This is a genomic window from Acidovorax sp. IB03, from assembly GCF_016406015.1.
GTDB classification, from domain to species: Bacteria; Pseudomonadota; Gammaproteobacteria; order Burkholderiales; family Burkholderiaceae_C; genus Acidovorax; species Acidovorax temperans.
The window spans coordinates 107,025-123,278 of sequence record NZ_JAEFCH010000008.1 but is presented as its reverse complement, the minus strand read 5'-3'; the positions used below and the strand labels follow the sequence as shown (position 1 = coordinate 123,278).

Annotated in this window: 14 protein-coding genes, 4 pseudogenes and 1 riboswitch; of the genes and pseudogenes, 7 read left to right on the top strand and 11 right to left on the bottom strand. The window is 66.0% G+C overall.

The annotated features are described in order from the left end of the window. Positions 1–251: 251 nt before the first annotated feature. The 5 genes and pseudogenes from IHV84_RS06995 to IHV84_RS06975 form a co-directional block, all read right to left on the bottom strand. Positions 252–476 (bottom strand): SlyX family protein, encoded by a 225-nt coding sequence (locus IHV84_RS06995; protein WP_066692138.1) that lies wholly within the window; start codon positions 474–476, stop codon positions 252–254. Between the two features lie 24 nt (positions 477–500). Next, on the bottom strand, positions 501–1,265 hold the full coding sequence (locus tag IHV84_RS06990; protein WP_198846311.1) for a lysozyme inhibitor LprI family protein: 765 nt from the start codon (positions 1,263–1,265) through the stop codon (positions 501–503). Between the two features lie 25 nt (positions 1,266–1,290). Next, the gene (locus IHV84_RS06985; protein ID WP_198846310.1) at positions 1,291–2,481 is read right to left on the bottom strand and encodes a PLP-dependent aminotransferase family protein; all 1,191 of its coding nucleotides are present in this window, start codon (positions 2,479–2,481) and stop codon (positions 1,291–1,293) included. Positions 2,482–2,699: 218 nt separating this feature from the next. Continuing rightward, positions 2,700–3,089 (bottom strand): annotated as a pseudogene (locus IHV84_RS06980) (Bug family tripartite tricarboxylate transporter substrate binding protein); the annotation flags it as partial. Positions 3,090–3,195: 106 nt separating this feature from the next. Further along, positions 3,196–3,873: pseudogene (locus IHV84_RS06975) on the bottom strand (amidase family protein); the annotation flags it as partial. Between IHV84_RS06975 and IHV84_RS06970 the strand changes: the two are divergent. Together IHV84_RS06970 and nth are read left to right on the top strand one after the other, a co-directional pair. Continuing rightward, a pseudogene (locus IHV84_RS06970) lies at positions 3,862–4,173 on the top strand (LysR substrate-binding domain-containing protein); the annotation flags it as partial. The pseudogenes IHV84_RS06975 and IHV84_RS06970 overlap by 12 nt on opposite strands. A 148-nt stretch (positions 4,174–4,321) precedes the next feature. Next, positions 4,322–4,960 carry an endonuclease III gene (gene nth / locus IHV84_RS06965; protein ID WP_044396274.1) on the top strand — a complete coding sequence of 213 codons (639 nt, stop codon included), beginning with the start codon at positions 4,322–4,324 and terminating at the stop codon, positions 4,958–4,960. Positions 4,961–4,978: 18 nt separating this feature from the next. Here the strand turns inward: nth and cynR are convergent, their stop codons facing one another. Continuing rightward, complete coding sequence (cynR, locus tag IHV84_RS06960) at positions 4,979–5,845, bottom strand: transcriptional regulator CynR (protein WP_198846309.1); 867 nt, start codon at positions 5,843–5,845, stop codon at positions 4,979–4,981. Positions 5,846–6,146: 301 nt separating this feature from the next. Between cynR and IHV84_RS06955 the strand changes: the two genes are divergently transcribed. The 4 genes from IHV84_RS06955 (at position 6,147) to IHV84_RS06940 (ending at position 9,838) form a co-directional block, all read left to right on the top strand. Further along, positions 6,147–7,370: a muconate cycloisomerase family protein gene (locus tag IHV84_RS06955; protein WP_198846341.1), complete on the top strand. Its 1,224-nt coding sequence runs from the start codon at positions 6,147–6,149 to the stop codon at positions 7,368–7,370. Positions 7,371–7,414: 44 nt separating this feature from the next. Next, entirely contained in the window at positions 7,415–7,690 is a 276-nt protein-coding gene (gene catC, locus IHV84_RS06950; protein ID WP_044396268.1) for a muconolactone Delta-isomerase, read from the top strand. Between the two features lie 41 nt (positions 7,691–7,731). Further along, positions 7,732–8,721, top strand: coding sequence for a tripartite tricarboxylate transporter substrate binding protein (locus tag IHV84_RS06945; protein WP_370541213.1), 990 nt, complete (start codon positions 7,732–7,734; stop codon positions 8,719–8,721). Between the two features lie 130 nt (positions 8,722–8,851). Continuing rightward, positions 8,852–9,838 carry a tripartite tricarboxylate transporter substrate binding protein gene (locus tag IHV84_RS06940; RefSeq protein WP_198846308.1) on the top strand — a complete coding sequence of 329 codons (987 nt, stop codon included), beginning with the start codon at positions 8,852–8,854 and terminating at the stop codon, positions 9,836–9,838. Positions 9,839–10,059: 221 nt separating this feature from the next. On the opposite strand, the pseudogene IHV84_RS20345 reads toward IHV84_RS06940, so the two are convergent. Next, positions 10,060–10,182, bottom strand: a pseudogene (locus tag IHV84_RS20345) (IS1595 family transposase); the annotation flags it as partial. Between IHV84_RS20345 and IHV84_RS06930 the strand changes: the two are divergent. Then, complete coding sequence (locus tag IHV84_RS06930) at positions 10,171–10,677, top strand: cupin domain-containing protein (RefSeq protein ID WP_198846307.1); 507 nt, start codon at positions 10,171–10,173, stop codon at positions 10,675–10,677. The pseudogene IHV84_RS20345 and the gene IHV84_RS06930 sit on opposite strands and share 12 nt — an antisense overlap. A 455-nt stretch (positions 10,678–11,132) precedes the next feature. On the opposite strand, the gene cobT is transcribed toward IHV84_RS06930, so the two are convergent. From cobT to IHV84_RS06910, 4 genes are all read right to left on the bottom strand, one after another. Further along, positions 11,133–12,197: a nicotinate-nucleotide--dimethylbenzimidazole phosphoribosyltransferase gene (gene cobT / locus IHV84_RS06925; protein ID WP_198846306.1), complete on the bottom strand. Its 1,065-nt coding sequence runs from the start codon at positions 12,195–12,197 to the stop codon at positions 11,133–11,135. Positions 12,198–12,293: 96 nt separating this feature from the next. After that, the gene (bluB, locus tag IHV84_RS06920) at positions 12,294–13,055 is read right to left on the bottom strand and encodes a 5,6-dimethylbenzimidazole synthase (protein ID WP_067513079.1); all 762 of its coding nucleotides are present in this window, start codon (positions 13,053–13,055) and stop codon (positions 12,294–12,296) included. A gap of 45 nt (positions 13,056–13,100) precedes the next feature. After that, a riboswitch (cobalamin riboswitch) is annotated at positions 13,101–13,454 on the bottom strand. Positions 13,455–13,476: 22 nt separating this feature from the next. Continuing rightward, complete coding sequence (locus IHV84_RS06915; protein ID WP_198846339.1) at positions 13,477–15,096, bottom strand: cobyric acid synthase; 1,620 nt, start codon at positions 15,094–15,096, stop codon at positions 13,477–13,479. An 83-nt stretch (positions 15,097–15,179) separates the two neighbouring features. Next, complete coding sequence (locus IHV84_RS06910) at positions 15,180–16,253, bottom strand: aminotransferase class I/II-fold pyridoxal phosphate-dependent enzyme (protein ID WP_198846305.1); 1,074 nt, start codon at positions 16,251–16,253, stop codon at positions 15,180–15,182. Between the last annotated feature and the right edge of the window lies 1 nt (position 16,254).

Here is a 16,254-nt window from a genome sequence, read left to right as displayed (position 1 = left end):
AGCGCCCACCACCACGGCCACCCAGCCAGCCAGCCACCTGCACCATGCGGCGCATGCTGGGGTCGTTATGGTTGACGACAGGCGGCATAGAAAGGGGTGCCCTGGTGGAATGCAAAACAAGCGTTGCATCCTAACGCGGAGCGGCGATGAATTACAGAGCACACCCCAGAGTTGGCGCGGGTACGCAACGCGCGAGCGCGGCGGCCACTGGGAACCTGGTGAGCCGGCGGCCGGGCCACCCGCCCCGGCGCTCAATAGTGCGGGGGAAGCTCGTCTCGCAAATTGCGCGGGCCGTTGGAGCCAGCCTCGGGCGCCTGCTGGCGCAGCTGGATGACTTCGTGCGTGAGCCGGTCGATGAGTTGCTGCTGCTGGTAGATGGTCAGGTTCAGCTGGTCCAGCAGGTCTTCGGTGAAGCTGGCCTTGATTTCCAGTGCTTCAAGCCGTTGAAGGATTTCGTCGGTAAGGGGTGAGGTCATGGGAGCTATCGGGTGGGCACAGCGTCAGGGCTGGACTTCGGTGATGTAGAGCTGGCTGGGCCGCTCGAGCAGCCATTCGGTCAGCGCCAAGTGGCACAGGATGTCTTCGTTCAACGGCAGATCCTTGCCAAGCACAAAGCGCAGCAGGATGTAGCCGCGCTGGCCTGCGCGTTCTGCGGGGCGAAACGCGTCACCCCATGAGCGCGTGGTGTATTCAAACCGCGATGCGTAGCCTTCGCGACGGTCAGGCGGCCAGCACATCATGCGCACGCCCGGGCCTCCAAATGTCCAAGGGCGCGCGTCGGCGGGATCGACATACAGCTCGACCTGGAACGCCGCAGGCTGTGCACGCCGCAGCGCAATGTTCCACACCCCTACCGTGTCATTGATGTGCGGCAGCGTGCGTGTAAACACCGGGGCGATGCCCTTCGCATCCAGCACCAGCACACGCCGGTTGGAAGCCTGCAAATCTTCTGTGCGTTGCTGGTACGCAGCTGCCACACACGCCACGTCTTCACAGCGGTTGCGCTGGCGCAGCCACCGCAGTTGCGCCGCACGCAGGGCCGCGATTGCGGCATCGCCGTCGGGCTTGGCCTGCGCGGTGCGGTAGGCATGGGTCAGGCGCTCATCGGCCTGCATGAGTTCGGGGCTGGCGCAGATCCAGTGCTCTACCGTCTTCTCCGCCGCACCGCAGTCAAAGCCTGGGGTGGGCGCCGAGGGCTCCAGCCCCTGCGCACTGGCCCATGCACAAAAGCCCAGCAGAACGAGGCTGGACAGCCAGGCCTTCACAGCGCTTGCCCCTGAACGCGGCGAATCAGATCGCCTGGCCCAGGCGTGCCACGCCTTCGCGGATCTTGTCCACATCGGCCGTGGCAAACGACAGGCGGAAGGTGGCGTGGTCGGGGTTGGCGCAGAAGAACGGCGTACCGGGCACAAAGGCCACGCCCTTTTCAATCGCGCGCTTGGCCAGCACGTTGCCGTCGGCCACCTTGCCACCCGCGCCCGTGAGGCGCGCCCACACAAACAGCCCGCCCTGGGGCTGCACAAACTCGATGGCGTCGCCCAGTTCCTTGCGCAGCGCATCGCCCATGGCCTGGGCGCGCTCGGCATACACCTTGCGCACATGGGCCAGCGTGGCGGGCATGCGGCCGGCCTTGAGGTACTGCGCGGCCGTGGCCTGGGCAAAGGTGCTGGTGTGTGCATCGCTGAACTGCTTGCACATGGTGGCCTTGCCCAGCAGCTCGGCCGGGGCAATCATCCAGCCCACGCGCAGGCCGGGCGAGAGCACCTTGCTCAAGGACCCGCAGTGCACCAGCAGATCGCGGCTGCCGGGCACGGTGGCTGACAGGTTCAGCAGGCTGGGGGGAGGTGCATCGCCAAAGTACAGGTCGCCGTAGGGGTCGTCCTCCACGATCAGGGTGTTGTGCTTCACGGCCATCTCCAGCACGGCCTTGCGGCGCTCCAGGCTCAGCATGACGCCACTGGGGTTGCCGAAGGTGGGGATCAGGTAGACGAATTTGGGCTTGTGCTCGGCAATCAGCTTTTCCAGCTCGTCGGTTTTCACGCCATTGCCGTCAATGGGTGCGCTGATGAGTTCAGCGCCGTACAGGCGGAAGCACTGGATGGTGGCCAGGAAGGTCGGGCCTTCCACGATCACCTTGTCGCCGGGGCTGATGAGGGTCTTGCCCAGCAGGTCCAGCGCCTGCTGGCTGCCAGTGGTGACGATGAGGTTGTCGGCCGCCACATCCGTGGCGCCCTTGGCTGTCATGAAGGCGGCGAGTTGTTCGCGCAGCGGGTTGTAGCCTTCGGTGGCGCCGTATTGCAGCGCAGCGCCGGGTTCTTCCGCCAAGGCGGCGTTGCTGGCAGCGCGGATGCCTTCCACGTCAAACATCGCGCTGTCTGGGAAGCCGCCCGCAAAGCTGATGATGCCGGGCTTGCCCAGCAGCTTGAAGAGTTCGCGGATGGCAGAGGTTTCGACGTTGTTGAGGCGATCAGCAAATTGCATGGGACGGCATTCCTGTGGGCAATGAATCCGCCATTGTCGCCAATTGCGGCGCAGTTTTCTTGCAGGCGCGGGCTATTTACCGCCCCCGGAAACGCTCCCTTCGCGCCGCCCCCGCCTCAATCCACCCGGATGTCCGCACGCGCAGCCACGGCGCGCATCAGCGGCAGCTCGCGCTCTACCCGGCTGCGCAAGGCTTCGCCGTTGCCCCAGGCGGGCGTCAGGCCCATGTCTGCCACCAGGCCCAGCGGTGTGAAGCTGTTGACCGGGTCATAGGGCAGGTTGTTGCGAATGGCCGGGTTCAGCGTGAGCGTGGTGCTGGCCCCGGCCAGCAGTGTGTAGCCATCCGGCGCCGCCTTGGCCACCTGCCCAGCTGCCAGCACGGTGCCTGCGCCAGGCCGGTTTTCCACCACCACGGGCTGGCCCAGCTTTTCGCTCAATCCCGAGGCGAGCAAGCGGCCCAGGATGTCGGTGGCGCCGCCTGCGGCATAGGGAATGACGAACTTGATCGGGCGCCAAGGGTACCCCTGCGCCTGCGCCAGCCCGTGCAAGCCCAGCGCCAGGGCACCAGCGCCCAGGCAGGAAAGAAAGCGAAAACGTGTCATGGCCATGGCGCAAACTCCTCAAAGCAGGAAAAGAAACACGAAACAACAGCGGCTGTGCATCACTCAGTCACGCTCATCAACGGCGCTCTGCAGCCAACAGGGGGCTGCGCACCATGGCCGACAGGGCCAGGCCGCGCTCGATCTCCCACAGGGCTTCAGGCTTGAGCAAGGCGCGGCGGACGGTGTCGCGGTACAGCGCCGCGTTGGCGCCCGCCACCATGAAGCTGCGCAGGTCGATCCAGGCGCGCCACATCTGTTCAAAATCAAACGCGGGGGTCACCTCCTCCACCGCGCAGCCAATGGTTTTGAAATGGCCCAGCGCCGCGCGGCAGGTGTCCAGCAACCCTGGCTCCGTCGGCAGGTGACCGCCCAGGTCACCCAACCAGCCGATGCGTGTGCCGCGAAAGTCCCGCTCCAGCGCCCAGCTCCAGTCTTGGGAGCCCTCGCTGCTGCGGGTCAGCGGCAGGCGGGCATCAAACCCCGCCTGCACCGACAGCAGCATCGCCAGATCAGGAATGTTGCGCGCCATGGGGCCCGCCACGCTGAACTGCTGGAAGAACACCTCGTCGGTGGGCCCATGCGGCACGCAGCCCATGGAGGTGCGCAGGCCATACACGTTGTTGAACGCCGAGGGGGTGCGCAGCGACCCCATCATGTCCGAGCCATCGGCCACCGGCAGCATGCGCAAAGCCACGACCACCCCTGCGCCACCGCTGCTGCCGCCAGCCGAGCGCTGTGGGTCAAAGGCGTTGCGCGTGGTGCCGTACACGGGGTTGAAGGTGTGGCCGCCAGACCTGCCGGGGAGCTGCTGGCCACCCACGCGCTGCGCAATGCACTGGAGGCCGACCGTGTGGTGGCCGACATCGAAGCGCTACAGGGCCTGCGGCGCGGGTTGATCCGGGTGTGCTGCTCGGCAGGCTTTGCGATTGAGTTTCTGCCCAAGGCCATGGCCCAGTTCCGCGAGCAGCACCCCGGCATGCAGTTCCACCTGCGCGTGGCGGCCCCCGCCGCTGTGACGCAGGCGGTGCTCAACACCGAAGCCGACATTGGCCTCACCTACAGCCGCACGGCCGAACGTGACATTGAGCTGCAGACCCTGGCCGGTCGCACCCTGCCCGAAGGCGTGCGCGCCTTCATTGCCCACCTGCGCCAGCAACTGCCCCCCCACCTGACCGACAATGCGGCGCTATGGATCCACCGGCCTGCCGCCAGGCAGAGCCCCACACCGTGCTGACCCGATGAAAACCGCCCACATCGAACCCTTTTTTGCCACCCTGCGGGCCGCCAACCCCCTGCCCAACACCGAGCTGGAATACACCACCGTGTTCGAGTTGCTGGCCGCCGTGCTGCTGTCAGCCCAGGCCACCGACGTGGGGGTGAACAAGGCCACGCGCAAACTGTTCCCGGTGGCGGGCACGCCGCAGGCCATTCTGGATTTGGGGCTGGAAGGGCTGGAGGGCTACATCAAGACGATTGGCCTCTACAAAAGCAAGGCCCGGCACCTGATGGAGACTTGCCGCATTCTGGTGGAGCGGCACGGCGGCGTGGTGCCCCGCACGCGCGAAGAACTGGAACAACTGCCCGGCGTCGGCCGCAAAACCGCCAACGTGGTGCTGAACGTGGCCTTCGGCCAGCCCACCATGGCGGTGGACACGCACATCTTCCGCGTGAGCAACCGCACGGGCCTGGCGCCGGGCAAAAACCCGCTGGCTGTGGAACTGCAGCTGATGAAACGCGTGCCGAAGGAATACGCCGTGGATTCGCACCACTGGCTCATCCTGCACGGCCGCTATGTGTGCCAGGCACGCAAGCCTCGCTGCTGGGAATGCGCGGTGAGCAGCTATTGCGACTACCAGCCCAAGACCACAGCCGCCTGACCAGACATCACGCGCGCCTTACTGTTTGAGCAAGGCCGCAAACTCCAGCGCTGCGCGGCTGCGCGAAGCGCCCTTGCGCCACAGAATGCCCGCGTGCCGCACCATGGCGGGCGAGCGCAGTTCAATGGTGCGCAGATCACTCGCCTGCCGGGCCGCACGCTCGGGCGCAATGCAGGCCAGGTCACCCCAGCGGCACACATCCAGCAGCCCTTCTACCGATTCCATTTCCACCCGCACCTGGGGCACCACCCCGGCGGCGCGCAGGCTGTCATCCACCAGCCGCCGGGTAGCGAAGGCACGCGGCAACATGGCCAGCGGCACCTGGGCGAGGTCTTTCACCGCCAGGCTCTTGCGCCGCGCCAGGGGGTGGGCGGGGTTCACCACCAGCTGCATGCGCTCTTCAAACAAGGGCTCGGTGTCGATGTCCTCGCGTTCGGTGGGGTAGAAGGCAATGCCCACATCCAGCAAGCCCTCCACCAGTTGTTCTTCGATGGGCCCAGCGCGCAGGTCCCGCACCACCACGCTTACCCCCGGATAGGCCCGGCTGAAGGCCGCCACCGCCGCAGGCACCAGGGTGTGCAAAAAAGTGGGGATGACGCCCACCGTGAGCGAGCCCGACTGCAGCGCCCCCAGATCGGCCAGCGCCATACGGCCTGCCTCAATCTCATGCAACGCCCGCGCCGCATACACCCGAAACGCCAGCCCGGCCTGCGAAAGCCGCAGCCGCCGCCCCACACGGTCGAACAGGTCCACACCCAGCTCCTGCTCCAGTTGCCGCAGCCCGTGCGACAAGGTGGACTGCGTGACAAACAGGTTGTGGGCCGACTGGGTCAGGTGCTCGGTGCGCGCGATGTCGAGAAAGTAGCGAAGCTGGCGGATTTCCATGGTGGGTGGGCGTGAAGGGCAAGGAAGACCGGCAGAGCAAAGCTTCAAAGGCGGCTATGTGGCCTGCACACGGGTGTCTCGAATCATCGATGGTATCGAACGAATAGTTCCAAAGGAATCATTGGATTAGTTTCATTGCAAAAACTATCCTCGCGCGGAAAACCTGTCGAAGCACGTTGAAAAACGCAGCGCGACAGCCCCACCCATACCCCGCACTGGCCGCGAGCAACACTTCACCATGCAGAAGTCAGCCCAAGCCTTTGCCCCGCCCCTGGGCGGCCCGTTGAGAACCTATACACGCATGACTCTTTTGTCCTCCGCTACAGAAAACCCCGCGCACGATCTGGCGGGCTTTGCCATTGAACGCATTGAGGCGCGCATTCTGGACATTCCCACCATTCGCCCGCACAAGCTGTCGTTCGGCTCCATCAGCCGGCAAAGCCCCGTCATCGTTCAGCTCTGGCTGAAGAACGGTGCCTGCGGTTTTGGCGAGGCGGCCACGATCGGCGGCCCTTCGTGGAACGAAGAATCGCCTGAGAGCATCCTCCACGCCATTACGCAGTACCTGGCACCCGCACTGCTCGGCGAGTTTGGCGGCGGCTTTGAAAGTGCCCTGGCACGCATGGACCGTGCCTGCAAGGGCAACGCCTTCGCCAAAAGCGCGGTGGAAATGGCGCTGGTGGACGCCCTAGCCCGCACGCTGAACATGCCTGCCTGGCAACTGCTGGGCGGCAAGGTGCACCAAAGCCTGCCCCTGGCCTGGACGCTGGCCAGTGGCGACGTGGCGCGCGACCTGCAAGAGGCGCACCTGCGGCTGGAGCAAAAACGCCACCACATCTTCAAGATGAAAATTGGCGCCCGCGCACCCGAGGACGACGTGGCGCACGTAGCACAAATCGCCCGCGGCCTGCAAGGCAAGGCCACGCTCACGGTGGATGTGAACCAGGCGTGGGACGGCAACACCGCCCGCCGCTATCTGCCCCCACTGGTGGAAGCCGGCGTGACGCTGATCGAACAGCCCGTGGCGCGCTGGAACGTGGAGGCGCTGCGCAGCCTCACCGCCACGCTGGACGGCGCACTCATCATGGCCGACGAAACCGTGTGTACCCCGCAAGACGCGTTCATGCTGGCCAGCCTCAAGGCCAGCCATGTTTTCTCGCTCAAGGTGGCCAAGCATGGCGGCCTGGTGCGCACCCGAAAGATTGCGGCGGTGGCTGAAGCGGCCGACATCGGCTGGTATGGCGGCACCATGCTGGAGACATCGCTCGGCAGCGCCGCATCGGCCCATGTGTTCTCTACCCTGGGCGCACAACACCACGGCTGCGAGCTGTTTGGCCCGCAACTGCTGGTGGACGACATCGTGGAGCAGCAAATGCCGATCACCAACTTTGCACTGCAACTGCCCGACGGCCCCGGCTTTGGCGTCGAGGTGTCGCTTGCACAGCTCAACCGCTTTGACCGCGCACGCCAGGGCCAGGCGCCAGTGCATGTCGATATGGCACCCACCACCCCAACCGTTGCCTGATGGGCAACGCGCCCCATTTTTCTGACCCCTTCAAGGAGCAAACCATGCTGTTTCTGGTTCGTATGGATGTGAACATCCCCCGAGACCTTCCCGAAGCCCAGGCCAATGAAATCAAGGCCCGCGAAAAGGCCTACTCGCAAGACCTGCAGCGCGATGGCCGCTGGAAGAGCATCTGGCGCGTGGTGGGCGAATACGCCAACTACAGCATCTTCGACGTGTCATCCAACGACGAGCTGCACCAGCTGCTGCAGGGCCTGCCCCTGTTCCCGTTCATGAAGATCCACGTGACCCCTCTGGCCACGCACCCCTCGGCCATCTGATTCCTGCAGCACCTGCAACAACCCCATAACGAGACAAGACCATGATGACGAAACGGCAGACGCTGGCCTTGCTGGCCTGCGCCCTGGCCTCGGCCACCCTGCCTGCAGCCCGCGCCCAGGCACCTGCTGCCTCCTGGCCCAGCAAGCCCATCCGCTGGGTGGTGCCCTTCCCTCCGGGCGGCGCCATGAACGCCATTGCGCGCACGCTGGGCGAGAAGGCTGGCAAGACGCTGGGCCAGCCCTTCGTCATCGAGAACAAGCCCGGCGCGGGCGGCAACATTGGTGCCGACTTCGTGGCCAAGCAGCCGGGCGATGGCTACACGCTGATGATCACCTCCATCGGCATGGCCACCAACAAGCCGTTGTACGGCAAGCTGAGTTACGACCCCATCAAGGACTTTGCCCCGGTGAGCCTGCTGGCCGTGGTGCCCAACGTGCTGGTGACAAACGCGACCCAGCCCGACGTAAAGACCGCCAAGGACGTGATTGCCGCCGCGCGCAAGGCGCCCGGTAAGCTCACCTACGCCTCGGCTGGCAACGGCACCTCCATCCACCTGGCGGGTGAGGTATTCACCTCGCTGGCGCAGGTGGATATGCTGCATGTGCCCTACAAGGGAAGCGGCCCGGCCGTGTCCGACCTGCTGGGCGGCCAGGTCAACTATATGTTCGACAGCATCACCTCGGCGCGCCCGCACATTGAATCGGGCAAGCTGCGCGCACTGGGCCTGACGACTGCCAAGCGTTCCAAGTCGCTGCCCAACGTGCCCACGCTGGCCGAAGCCGGCCTGCCCGGCTACGAGGTCTCGCCCTGGTTCGCCGTATTCATGCCCGCCGCCACGCCCAAGGACATCGTGGCTAAGGTCAACGCCGCCTTGCTCGAAGCCATGAAAGACCCCGATGTGGTCAAGCGCTTTGAAACCATCGGCGCCGAACCCGTGGGCTCCACGCCCGAAGAAATGGCACAGCACCTGGCGCGCGAAAGCGAACGCTGGACCAAGCTGATCCAGGAACGCGGCATCAAGCTCGACTGATTCGCCTTACCCGCTGCTGGCAGGGCTGCCTGCACCACGCGCCCCTACAGCGGGGTGCTGGTGCGATGCGCCTGCGTGCCTGTGCACCAGCCGCAGCCTTCGATTTCCTTTTCTGTTCTCTCCCCCCATCATGAAAAAACGCACCCTTGCCCACCTGGCCCTGTCGCTGGCCGCCACCCTCGCGCTGCCCTGGGCCCACGCCCAAGCCCCTGCTTTCCCCTCCAAGCCCGTGAGCATCGTCGTGCCCTACGCACCTGGCGGCCCGGTGGACAACCTCTCGCGTGTGCTGGCCACCCGCCTGGGCAAGGAATGGGGCCAGTCCGTGCTGGTGGTCAACAAAACCGGCGCCAATGAAATCATCGGCGCGGAATTTGTGGCCAAGAGCCCCGCTGACGGCTACACACTGTTCGCCGCCACCGAGGCCGCGCTCACCATGAACCCGCACCTGTACAAGAAGCTGCCGTACAACCCCGAGAAGGACTTCACCCCCATCTCGCGCCTCATCAGCGTGCCCATGGTGTTCTTCGTGCCCAAGGCCTCCAAGGCCAACACCTTGAAGGAGTTCATCGAGCTGGCCAAAAACGCCAAGGGCACGCCACTGACTTATGGCTCCTCCGGCGCGGGCGGCATCGTCCACCTGCCCTTGGCGATGTTCGCCAAGCAAGAAGGCCTGGAAATGGTGCATGTGCCCTACAAGGGCGCCGCACCGCTGATTCCGGAAGTCATCTCCGGCCAGATCGACTCGGCCGTGCTGGGTGTGTCGGTGATCGAGCAGCACGTGAAGTCCGGCAAGCTCAAGGCCCTGGCCGTCTCGTCAGAGGCACGTAGCCTGGCCCTGCCTGACGTGCCTACGTTCAAGGAAGCTGGCGTGAAGGACATTGACGCCGTGTTCAACATCGGCCTCGTCGCCCCTGCTGGTACGCCCGCAGCCATCGTGGAAAAAATCGCCGCCGATGTGCGCCGCATCCTGATGGACCCCGAGTTCCGCAAGACCAACGTGGACGCCTACTCCTACGTGGCCGTGGCTTCCACCCCCGCCGAATACAAGGCCTTCCTGGCCCGCGACCTCAAGGTGCAGGGCGAACGCGTGAAGACCTCTGGCGCAACGCTGGACTGACCGATCGGCACCGCTGCCCCTGCGGCAGCAGCCCCGCAAGCCGCCTTCTCACGAAGGCGGCTTTTTTTGCACTCAGCACTCCTGATTTCATAGCATCTTGCGCTTTATTGACGGGCGCCAGAAGGCAAAAGAGGCTCTTCTGGCGAATGCTAGTGACACTTTGATTTCCCATGGCCGCCTCCAGCACCAGTGCGGGCTGCAGCCCCCCTGGGGTCTGATCGATCCAACAACCTGAACCACCCCAGAGACGAATCAAGGTATTTCGTCGCAACACCCTTGAATCGTTGCATCTACCCTCGCAGCCGGCTGACATAGGCATTAACCTTCTGCCCATGCACAGCACCACCGCTAAGACGCTCATCGAACAACTGGCACTGGCCCGCCATCCCGAAGGAGGCTGGTTCAAGGAAACCTACCGCGCCAGCGACAAGCTTGCCGCACAAGCCCTGCCCGCGCGGTTTGACGGAGACCGGTCTGCTTCCACCGCCATCTACTTTTTGCTGGAGGCAGGCGACATCTCGGCGCTGCACCGCATCCAGTCTGACGAGGTGTGGCACTTTTATGCTGGCTCCACACTGCGCGTGCACGGCATCTTTCCAGATGGCACGTACCAGGAGTGGAAACTCGGCGCCAACCTGGCTGCGGGCGAACACTTCCAGGCCGTGGTGCCTGCGGGCTGCTGGTTTGGCGCAGAGTTGGCAGAAGGCGACTTTGCCCTGGTGGGCTGCACGGTGGCACCCGGTTTTGACTTTGCTGACTTTGAATTGGCGCAAGCGAAACAGCTACTTGCCTGCTACCCGCAACACGCTGAACTGATCCATCGGCTGACCAGCGCGTGACAGCGCAGCTGGGTGCTGGTGCGGGTTAGCAGCGCCTGCCAGGGGAACCCGGTCACTGAAGCCCTCTGCACCTGAGCGACTGCAAAGCAGCAGACGCCACAGGGCCTCAAAACCGACTGGCCGCCGTCAGGATAGCCGTAGCAGCAGCCACCGCAATGGCCTGCAAGCCCACAACCCAGAACCAGATCGGCATGATGCTTCCTCCTGTTGAAAACCGTGAGGATAGGTATCAATCTTCAAGGCATCGGCGGGACGAGTTCCTACGCTGGTGTCAGTCCTGTCTGACAGCGGCGGGCTGCCCCATCACGCGATGGGAGTGGCCCCTGAGCGGGGCTGCTCAAAACTCAAACCAAATAGCTCTGCAGCGCTTATCTGATAAGCGCTAGCAGCTATCACTTTAATAGCATTCAGCACACTTTGCGGCTGCTCAGTAGTGGCAACGCAAAGGCAGATTCTTATGCTGCCGCAGTCTGCTCCGACACCCCTGCCGCTTCGAAGCTCGCCATCTCGCGCAGGATGGCGCAGGCCGAGGGCAGCAGGGGCCAGGCCAGCGCCGCGCCGGAGCCTTCGCCCAGGCGCAAGCCCAGGTCGAGCAACGGCTCGGCCTGCATCTGCGCCAGCATGAGTTGGTGGCCGCGTTCGCCCGAGCGGTGGGCAAACACACAGCGTTGCAGCACATGGGGCTGCAGGCGGCTGGCAACCAGCACGGCGGCGCTGGTGATGAAGCCGTCCACCAGAATCACGCGGCGCTCAGCCGCGGCCTGCAGCACGGCGCCCACCATGGTGGCGACTTCATAGCCGCCGAGCGCTGCGAGGGCATCGAGCGGTGCGGTGGCGGCGGCGTTCACATCCAGCGCCTGTTGCAGCACGGCGCGTTTGCGCTCGATACCGGCAGCGTCCAGCCCGGTGCCGGCACCCGTGCATTCAGCCAGCGAAATGCCACACAGGCGCGCCAGCAGAAGCGAGGCCACTGAGGTGTTGGCGATGCCCATTTCACCCAGCAGGAGCACATTGCCCGGCAGGTCGCGCACCAGTTCGATGCCGTTGTTCAGCGCCTTGGCGCATTGCGCGGCGCTCATGGCCGGGCCTTGGCTGGCGTCTTGCGTGCCGGGGGCCACCTTGCGCGGCAGCAGGCGCGGCTGGCCGGGGGCGGCTTCGCGCGGGGCGATGTCGCGGGCCACGCCGCAGTCCACCACCGTGAGCGCCAGGCCATGCTGGCGTGCCAGCACGCTGACGGCAGCGCCGCCGGCAAGGAAGTTCTCGACCATCTGCCAGGTCACGTCGCTCGGAAAGGCCGAGACGCCGCGCGCGGCCAGGCCGTGGTCGCCTGCGAAAACGACCATTTGCGGCTGCTCCAGCCGGGGGGATGCCGTGCCCTGGATCTGGCCCAGGCGCAGCGCAAGCTGCTCCAGGCGGCCCAGTGAGCCCAGGGGTTTGGTCTTGTGGTCCAGCTTGTGCTGCAGGGCCTGGGTGAGCTGCGGGTCGGCGATGTCGGCAATCAGGGGCAGGTGGGCATTCATGGCTTGTTCAACTTTCAATCAGGTGGAGCGCGGCCCGCAGATGCAGGCCTGCGCGATCAATGGCGGTGCGCGCCAGGTGGGCACGCCGTGGCAAGGTCAGGCGATGGCTTCGCGCCCACGCTGGGCGGCGGCCTGGTCGCGCCGCAGGTGGGCGATAAGGGGCTGCTGGTCATCGCGCTGGCCCCATTGGTCGAAGTACACCAGGTCTTCGATGGGCAGGCGCGGCAGCCAGCCGGCGGTTTCCAGCTCAGGCTTGGCGTGGAAGTGGCTCACGTAGCCCACGCACAGGTAGGCGATGGGGGTGATGCCCTTGGGGATGCCCAGCGCCTCTTGCAGGTCGGCCTGGTGGAAGATGCTGACCCAGCCCACGCCTAGCCCTTCGGCGCGCGCGGCCAGCCACAGGTTCTGCACGGCGCAGACACTGCTGTACAGGTCCATGGTCTTCATGTGGGTGCGGCCCACCACCACGGGGCCGGTGCGCTCACGGTCGCAGGTGATGCAGATGCCGACGGGCGACTCAACGATGCCTTCGAGCTTGAGCTTTTGGTACGTGGAACGTTTGTCGCCCTCGAACATGCCGGCGGCCTCGGCGTGGGCCTTGGCAAAGGCACCCTGCACGCGGCGCTTGGTGTCTGGCGAACGCACCACGAGAAAGTTCCAGGGCTGCATGAAGCCCACCGAGGGCGCGTGGTGCGCGGCGGTGAGGATGCGGCTGAGCACCTCGTCAGGCACCGGCGTGGGCAAAAACTGCCCGCGCACGTCGCGGCGTGAAAAGATGGCGTGGTAGATGGCGTCGCGCGCTTGTTGCGTGAAGGCGTGCGCGCTGGGCGTGGCTTGCGCCACTGCGCTGGTATTCATGGCAGTCCCCTGTGCGTGAATAGTGGCAGCGCTGCCCGGCCTTGCAGCGCCAAAAATGGCTCAGGCCGGTCTTCTGGCTTGGAGTCGTCTGCCTTCACACACCTTCCCGGCCAGTGCAGTGTTTTACGCTGGATGACACGAATAAAAAGGATGGATTTTTGGGCCTGGCAAGGCGCAAACCACAGCGATACCAGGCGGTATCGCGAGGATTTGCAACGCAGCCAGGGCCGAAAAGACGCCTTTTTATGTGTCAGTTAGCGTGAAACACTGCACCAGGGCAGCCAGTGGTATTTGTGCGCGGCATCGTCCTTACAGCGTTGGGCACGCGGCGGAGTTGCACCGCCTTCCCGATTCTCCCTTTGCGTCATCGCATTGGGCACCTGAGGGCGGGGATGATAGCAGCCGGTGAACCGCGTATTTCTTACGCGATCAGCGCGTCCAGCACGCCCGGGTCGAAGTGCCGGGCCACCCCATCGGCCAGGCCGTCGAACACGGTATCGAGCGTGGGGGCCTGGGCGCCAAACAGGGCGTGCAGGACGGCAGCGTCCTCGAACAAACCGTGCAGGTACACGCCCAGCACATTGCCCGCCGGGTTCTGCCAGGCAATACCGGGCATGACCTCGCGCGCCACATCACCCTTGGCGGCCATGGCGGGGTGCTGGGCGGTCTGGCCGTGGTGGATCTCGTAGCCGCAGGCAGCCACGCCCGAGAGCGCCGCCCAGGCGCCCACGAGCGGCCCGAAGGCCGCACTGGTGCGCCGCACGGTCTTGGCAGGCTCGAACACGGTGACCAGCGGCAGCAGGCCCAGGCCGGGAGCGTTGCCGTCGATGCCCTCGGAGTCGATCAGCGCCTCGCCCAGCATCTGCAGGCCGCCGCACACACCCAGCACGGTGCCGCCCTGCCCCGCGTGCGCAGCGATGGACTGGTCCAGCCCCTGCGCGCGCAGCCAGGCCAGGTCGGCGGCGGTGGCTTTGGAACCAGGCAGCACGATCCAGTCCGTTGGCCGCAGGCCCGCCACGTCGGCCGGGCTGCGCACCCATTGCAGGCGCAGGCCGGGCACGTTCTTGAGCGGCTGAAATTCATCGAGGTTGCTGATGCGCGGGTAGGCCACCACGGCCACGGTGGTGTGCACGGCGCCGGGCGTGGTGTGCGGTCGATTGAGCGGCGACGGGCCGCCCCTAGCCGCGAGAGCCCCCTCGGGGGGCAGCGAGGACACGCCAGTGCCGAGCGTGGGGGTCATATCAAACACACCGTCTTCCTCGGGCAGGCCGTGGTGCCACTGCATGGGAATGGTGGCCACGGTGGGCACGCCGGTGCGCTCCTGCAGGTGCTGCGGCGCGGGCGCGAGCAGGCTGGCATCGCCCCGGAACTTGTTGAGCACGAAGCCGTGGATGAGCGCGCGCTCGTCCTCGGGCAGCAGCGCCCAGGTGCCGTAGAGGTGGGCAAAGGCGCCGCCCCGGTCGATGTCGGTGACGAGCAGGCAGCGCGCACCGGCATGGCGCGCCACGCGCATGTTCACGATGTCGCTGGCGTGCAGGTTGGTCTCGGCGGGCGAGCCCGCGCCCTCGATCACTACCACGTCGTTCTCGGCGCGAAGCGCATCGAGCGCGGCGGCAATCTGCGGCCACACCAGTTGGCTGCGGCCGCGCCAGGGCAGCGCGGTGAGCTCGGCGCTCACCTGCCCCAGCAGCACCACCTGGCTGTGCGTGTCGGCCTCGGGCTTGAGCAAGAGCGGGTTCATGCGCACCTCAGGCACAGCGCGCGCGGCCAGGGCCTGGAAGTACTGCGCCGAGCCGATCTCGCCCCAGGCGCCTTCGATGCCTGCCACCCCGCCGCCGGGCCGCCCCAAGGCGGGGTGCGCCCCCTCGGGGGGCAGCGCAGCACACGCAGTGGCAAGCGTGGGGGCAGCTACCACGCGGGCGTTGTTGCTCATGTTCTGCGCCTTGAACGGGGCCACCTTCAGGCCCAGGTTGCTGTAGTAGCGGCACAGCGCCGTGGTGAGCCAGCTTTTGCCGGCGCCGCTGGTGGTGCCAAGCACCATCACGCAGCGCGCCAGCGGATGGGCGGGCGGAGCAGTCACGGGAGTGTTCATCGGTGCATTCATGTTCGTTCCAAAGGTGCGGCCTACGGGCCTCCAACGTGCATCGCCTGCCACGCAGTCCGCAATGCATCCTGCGACGCGGGCGGCAGCACACCCAGGCGCACGGCACCGGGCAAGCCAAACGAGGTGCAGTCGCGCAGCTTGATGCCATGTGGGCGCAGCGCGGCCAGCAGGCTGGCTGTTTGCGCGCTGGAGTCACCCGCGCACTGTGCTGTGGGCAAGGTGGCGACATAGTAGTTAGCCAGGCTGCCGGGCAACACGGACCAGCCCAGTTGGGTACACAGAGCGACTTGCCGGTCTTTCCAGCTGCGCAGGGTAGGCAAGCAGTCTGCCACCCATTGCTGCACGGCCGGTGTGGCCCAGGCCTCCAACAAGGCCACGCCATGTGCGCCCACGGGCCAGGATGCCGCCAGGCCTTGCAGCGCCAGCACTGTGCCCTCTGCGCCTGCAGGGGCCACGGCGTAGGCAGCACGCACGCCCGTCAGGCCCAGGGATTTGTTGGGCGACCACAGTTGCCAGGCGGATGCGGGTAGCGCCGGATCTGTGCTGTTGACCGCGAGCCGCAGCGGGCGGTAGGCACAGTCCAGCACCCGCACGCTGCCGGGCGGCGTGGGGCCGTGCCATGCAGACAGCACACCGTCCACCGTGCCCAGCGGGCTGGCGGGCTCGCAGGCCCATTGCAAGGTGGCGGGTCTGCCTACGCCCTCCCCGCCCACCGCAGCCTTGGCACTGCGTCGCAACACCGCCAGCCCATGGGCCTGCGCCGCCTGGGCGTAGTCACCGTAGCTGTGGGGCGGCAGCAGCACCTGGGTGCAGCCGTGCAACCGCGCCCAGGTGGTGATGCGGTGGATGAATTCAGACGCGCTGCCCGCCACCACGATGCGCCCAGGCGCCACGCCGTGCAGCGCGGCCAGCGCGGCGCGCAGGGCGGTGTAGGCAGGGTCAGGGTAGCGCGTGGCATCGGCCTGCTGCAGCGCGGAAAGTACGGCGGGGCATGGGCCACAGGCATTGCTGTTGGTAGAGAAATCATGCGCTGGCACGCCCAGCGCATCAGGGCCGCCATGCACGCCGGTCAGGATGGCAGGAGATGCAACCATG

Excerpts from the sequence above, each read along its gene's own strand:
- IHV84_RS06995 (WP_066692138.1), bottom strand. The coding sequence starts at position 476 with ATGACCTCACCCCTTACCGACGAAATCCTTCAACGGCTTGAAGCACTG.
- IHV84_RS06985 (WP_198846310.1), bottom strand. The coding sequence starts at position 2,481 with ATGCAATTTGCTGATCGCCTCAACAACGTCGAAACCTCTGCCATCCGC.
- nth (WP_044396274.1), top strand. The coding sequence starts at position 4,322 with ATGAAAACCGCCCACATCGAACCCTTTTTTGCCACCCTGCGGGCCGCC.
- cynR (WP_198846309.1), bottom strand. The coding sequence starts at position 5,845 with ATGGAAATCCGCCAGCTTCGCTACTTTCTCGACATCGCGCGCACCGAG.
- IHV84_RS06955 (WP_198846341.1), top strand. The coding sequence starts at position 6,147 with ATGACTCTTTTGTCCTCCGCTACAGAAAACCCCGCGCACGATCTGGCG.
- catC (WP_044396268.1), top strand. The coding sequence starts at position 7,415 with ATGCTGTTTCTGGTTCGTATGGATGTGAACATCCCCCGAGACCTTCCC.
- IHV84_RS06945 (WP_370541213.1), top strand. The coding sequence starts at position 7,732 with ATGATGACGAAACGGCAGACGCTGGCCTTGCTGGCCTGCGCCCTGGCC.
- IHV84_RS06940 (WP_198846308.1), top strand. The coding sequence starts at position 8,852 with ATGAAAAAACGCACCCTTGCCCACCTGGCCCTGTCGCTGGCCGCCACC.
- IHV84_RS06930 (WP_198846307.1), top strand. The coding sequence starts at position 10,171 with ATGCACAGCACCACCGCTAAGACGCTCATCGAACAACTGGCACTGGCC.
- cobT (WP_198846306.1), bottom strand. The coding sequence starts at position 12,197 with ATGAATGCCCACCTGCCCCTGATTGCCGACATCGCCGACCCGCAGCTC.
- bluB (WP_067513079.1), bottom strand. The coding sequence starts at position 13,055 with ATGAATACCAGCGCAGTGGCGCAAGCCACGCCCAGCGCGCACGCCTTC.
- IHV84_RS06915 (WP_198846339.1), bottom strand. The coding sequence starts at position 15,096 with ATGGTGCTTGGCACCACCAGCGGCGCCGGCAAAAGCTGGCTCACCACG.
- IHV84_RS06910 (WP_198846305.1), bottom strand. The coding sequence starts at position 16,253 with ATGGTTGCATCTCCTGCCATCCTGACCGGCGTGCATGGCGGCCCTGAT.